2 protein-coding genes are annotated in these 1,007 nt (G+C 58.0%); one reads left to right on the top strand and one right to left on the bottom strand.

Going from position 1 to position 1,007, the window contains the following annotated elements:
* Nucleotides 1–154: 154 nt before the first annotated feature.
* Nucleotides 155–457 (top strand): hypothetical protein, encoded by a 303-nt coding sequence (locus C476_RS16510; protein ID WP_004592272.1) that lies wholly within the window; start codon nt 155–157, stop codon nt 455–457.
* A gap of 188 nt (nt 458–645) precedes the next feature.
* Here the strand turns inward: C476_RS16510 and C476_RS16505 are convergent, their stop codons facing one another.
* Nucleotides 646–969, bottom strand: a complete 324-nt coding sequence (locus tag C476_RS16505) for a hypothetical protein (protein ID WP_004592271.1) — start codon at nt 967–969, stop codon at nt 646–648.
* Nucleotides 970–1,007 lie beyond the last annotated feature (38 nt).

Here is a 1,007-nt window from a genome sequence, read left to right as displayed (position 1 = left end):
AGCGTCGTGAGTTGCCGCCGGTCCTCGACGAGCCGGTGGCTCGACCACCAGAGGATTGCCGATGACCCCGCGAGAACGGGCGAGGCACCCACTGGCGCGGGTGTGCCCGAAAGGGCCGGTGTCACACCACCGACCCCGTGCCGTCACGGAAACCATGACAGCAAAATCAGATTCCCCGGCAAAGGGGCATGAGAGTATCGATACCGAAGACTTGGTCCACGGAACGCCGCTCGAAGGTGAGTCAGACGAGTTCGTGGCGTTGGTGCTGGAGGGTCAGAAGCAGGAGGCTATAACGGCCGCAGACACGTTGACGCGGGCGTTACTGAACGATGATAAGCCACTGACGGACGACGATGTGGCGCGGCTCGCTGAGATCGGGAATGCGTTCCGGGCGATCTACAGTGAACTGGTCCACCGTGTGCCGGAGGAGCACCGTGTGAGGTACAAGGACTCGTAGTCGGTTTATCATACTTCTGGTAGTATGCGTATTCAGTGATACCCTCCCCTACAGTATTCATTAACTGTAGACCTTCGGTCTACAGTGAATGAAATTGGCCCACAGCCCATTTGCCCATGGTGTGTCAGAGAGGAGGTAGATATATAGATGCGCGTTGTTCTCGATCGGGGTGGTTCGTGATGGGTGCTCTATCCGTCGTTTTCGGTGTTGTTGAGTTTCGCCATGCCGACCATCGGGGCCAGCATCGGGGCGTGTAGCATGGCTTCAGCCAGTGCCTCGCGGTACGTGGTCACTGGTGGGGCATCTGTCTGTGTGTCTTCGGCTCGCCCGTACCCAGATCCGACGATCTCCGTTCCATCAAGAGCAGGGTCGTAGTTGTTGAGAATCCGGCTTACGGTCGGTTGGGATTTGTCGATCGCTGGATGGTCGGCGATCTCGTCTTGTGAGAGGTTGGTGCCGTGTGCCAGTGCCCAGATGAGTTCTTTCTGTAGCTGATCGCTTGAGGTGTTCATGCTGAATCACCTCGGGTGTGGCGGTACACGCCAAGTGC

The sequence above is a fragment of the Natrinema limicola JCM 13563 genome (assembly GCF_000337475.1).
GTDB lineage: Archaea > Halobacteriota > Halobacteria > Halobacteriales > Natrialbaceae > Natrinema > Natrinema limicola.
Note: the sequence above shows the minus strand (reverse complement) of the source record. Positions and strands in the feature narration are given on the sequence as shown.

Coding starts and splice junctions, on each gene's coding strand:
- C476_RS16510 (WP_004592272.1), top strand. CDS start 155: ATGACAGCAAAATCAGATTCCCCGGCAAAGGGGCATGAGAGTATCGAT.
- C476_RS16505 (WP_004592271.1), bottom strand. CDS start 969: ATGAACACCTCAAGCGATCAGCTACAGAAAGAACTCATCTGGGCACTG.